Origin of the sequence: Collimonas sp. OK242, from assembly GCF_900107095.1 — a bacterium.
GTDB lineage: Bacteria > Pseudomonadota > Gammaproteobacteria > Burkholderiales > Burkholderiaceae_D > Collimonas.
In genome coordinates this window covers 1-2,624 of the sequence record NZ_FNOR01000047.1, presented here as the reverse complement: position 1 = coordinate 2,624, position 2,624 = coordinate 1, and the positions used below count along the sequence as shown (strand labels likewise).

The following is a 2,624-nucleotide window of genomic DNA, read 5'->3' as shown; positions in this document are numbered from 1 at the left end:
TAACGTCTTGGGATTAATTGCGTTTACACTGATGGCTGAAAAACGGTGAAAATATAATCCCCAAGGGGCGTCGCGTTTTCACACACTCTGGGCCGCTAGTGGACCGACGTATCGCGTTTATTTGCTAAACCGCTTTATAAGAGAATTACAGGCCAAGGCACCATGTTTGTAGGCCCAATCTTCAGCAGATTGAATTTCAGGTTGAAGCTGTTCCAATGCATGTTTATCCCAATGTTGGCAAACATCGCCAAGCGGAAAGTCATCCGTTTCAGAAGCGATAGCCACAAATATAATGAAGTCGGCGTCATCATCACGTACGGCGGCTTCGTGCCTGAGAGCAGCCAGTTTTCTAGCACCGATGAGAAAACTCAACTCGTGAGTAAGCATAGCCCTTGCGGCCGCCACAACTTGTTGGCGAATTGAGTATGTATACTGCTCATGAGTTATGTATTCGGACATTATTTATCAAACCTTTCAAGATACGATAGGCCGCTGTTAGGCTAGCTGACATTCGCGACCTACAACCTATATTTAAAATTCACATGTCCAAACACTGCTGCGAAACGATGGATTATTGGGCAAACTATAAGTGCCCAAAGCACAATGACGCATTTTTATGTCCAGATAACGTTCTTTATTTCAAAGCGCGGCCTCGGACGTATGGTTTGATTGTCCATGATGGAGGGACTTCCACTATTAAAATACAATTCTGTCCCTGGTGTGGCTCTGCACTTCAAAAGGCGAGTATCAAATAGCCTAAATTCTAAGCGACTCGACAACGAGGGCTGCGACTTCGAGGTAAGTATACGTGTGGACCCTACGTTGCTAGTGTTCCGAACGGAACAAGCGAACTTGCCACCGGCAGAGTAATGGGCGTCACTCCCCCGTCAATCGACCAAACGTCGATACCCGCCAACAAACCATCTTGCTCAAATACGAATACACCAAAAAGATGACCGCCTTCGTCCTTCCACTGGAAATCCGCGAGAATTCTCATGCCGAAAGTCATCGGCCTACGACCGTCAATCGTGAAGTCAACGCTTGCGCATCCACATTTACAGTGCGAGAAGACCATTGCCCCACTCAACTGAACAAGGTATTGTCCGGCCTCGGAAGTTCCGTGCTCAAGAAGCCAAGCTGCCAGCTCTCGTTCCGACGAAGTAAGTGAGCGTGGTTCGGATAAAATTCCAGTCTCGTGTGTCATTTTTATCGCATATTCCACATTTTAAGTAAGAGCTGGTAGCAGTTTAGAAGACCATTTTGAATGTCTCCCCTTGGCCGATAGCCTTCAGCGCAGACGGGAACCGTTTGGGTTTACAGCCTCTTCGTCCCGACGCGTAGGGTAGTACGCTTTCTTTTCCTCAAGTTCATAGAACAGTACGCCATGAATCCCCATGGCGTCCTTTTTGACAAGTCGACGCGACCAGATGGCCTCAAACGCAGCGTTAAGCTGGGATGCGTTGGCATCCCTGTAAACCTCATCAATAAATGCCACATCTGTCCCGGCAGGAAAGATTAGTGCGAACTCTTCATCCGTCGCCGCAAAAATGTCGTAGACCGAGTTCGTCGCGCCGTCGATAATTTGAATATTTCTCATCTGCTCCAACACCATCGCAAGTAAATGAAACAGAAGGATATAACAACTTTCGAAGGCAATTTCTTCATCAGCATTCCGGCTGTCGGGCTCCGCTGCAAGTCATTCCTAATACAAGGCCGGTTCCAATGTGCAACGTAGGACTCTTACCTTCGCCGCACACATGCGGTCGCATAGTTTACTGGCAGGTATGGCTTTTCATAATTTGTTCAACATCTTGCTTATCGATTGCCAAGTCCATTTTATAGGGGCTATTGTCGGAGCTGCACACTACTAAACAACGCCCGTCATGCCCGAGTAACTTTACTCCTGCATGGACCTTTACGACGCTGTCGGCTGTTTTGGGCGCTTCGCCCAACGCCGCCGCAAATTGTACGGAGTGCGGCCCCGCACCCATGAATTGACCATCATCTGCGACCGATTCCTGCCATTCTTCCCGCCAGACTTGCATACTGCCAATCACTTCAATTGGTTCGTCAAGCTCGTTCCAGGCAAATTTATAATCTGGTGGAAGCTCATATAGTCTGATGGGGAAGACTTCGAACCATTTTCCTACGACAACCTCATCCGTCGCAAAATTAACTACTTCATCAGTATCAAGAAGAAGTGCTACGAAACTGTCTTCTGCGACAAATGCACGCACCAGTCGCCCAGTCAGCGATAGTGGGTTGTCATAAGAATTCACAACGTTTGTATAGGCCATTTTTTCAATTATCCAGAGACGTTACCGAGCGAGGATTGTGTAGTTATTCCGAAATGGCATCACTTTAGGAAACATCGGCTACCGACGGCTATCCAAAAAAATGAGTAAGTTCATTTGCCATCCCAGCAAGCTGGCCAGCCTCATACATCACGCAAACTTTTAAGCATGAATCGTAGTTATCTCCATTGAGCACTATCCTGAGGCTAATGTGTCCCATGGCATCGGAAGTGGCCTTGTAGTGGTCAAGTAAATTCGGACACGGCGATAGGTTTTTTTGCTGCCATGTTCCGTTCGTAGACGGAGGGCGGCAGATTGCCCAGAACTGAA

General features: G+C 47.7%; 5 protein-coding genes. All 5 read right to left on the bottom strand.

Annotated features, from left to right (window positions below):
• Positions 1-117 precede the first annotated feature (117 nt).
• Positions 118-459 (bottom strand): hypothetical protein, encoded by a 342-nt coding sequence (locus tag BLV81_RS23365; RefSeq protein WP_092360276.1) that lies wholly within the window; start codon positions 457-459, stop codon positions 118-120.
• A 358-nt stretch (positions 460-817) separates the two neighbouring features.
• Complete coding sequence (locus BLV81_RS24110) at positions 818-997, bottom strand: hypothetical protein (protein WP_218134314.1); 180 nt, start codon at positions 995-997, stop codon at positions 818-820.
• A gap of 291 nt (positions 998-1,288) precedes the next feature.
• Positions 1,289-1,597 (bottom strand): hypothetical protein, encoded by a 309-nt coding sequence (locus tag BLV81_RS23350; protein WP_092360277.1) that lies wholly within the window; start codon positions 1,595-1,597, stop codon positions 1,289-1,291.
• 175 nt (positions 1,598-1,772) lie between these two features.
• Entirely contained in the window at positions 1,773-2,297 is a 525-nt protein-coding gene (locus BLV81_RS23345) for a hypothetical protein (protein WP_092360273.1), read from the bottom strand.
• 88 nt (positions 2,298-2,385) lie between these two features.
• Positions 2,386-2,624 (bottom strand): hypothetical protein (locus tag BLV81_RS24105; protein WP_218134313.1); only part of this gene is annotated, 239 nt, incomplete at its 5' end.

Bases quoted from the DNA above. Each gene is read 5' to 3' on its own strand.
- BLV81_RS23345 (WP_092360273.1), bottom strand. From the start codon at position 2,297: ATGGCCTATACAAACGTTGTGAATTCTTATGACAACCCACTATCGCTG.
- BLV81_RS23365 (WP_092360276.1), bottom strand. From the start codon at position 459: ATGTCCGAATACATAACTCATGAGCAGTATACATACTCAATTCGCCAA.
- BLV81_RS24110 (WP_218134314.1), bottom strand. From the start codon at position 997: ATGAGAATTCTCGCGGATTTCCAGTGGAAGGACGAAGGCGGTCATCTT.
- BLV81_RS23350 (WP_092360277.1), bottom strand. From the start codon at position 1,597: ATGAGAAATATTCAAATTATCGACGGCGCGACGAACTCGGTCTACGAC.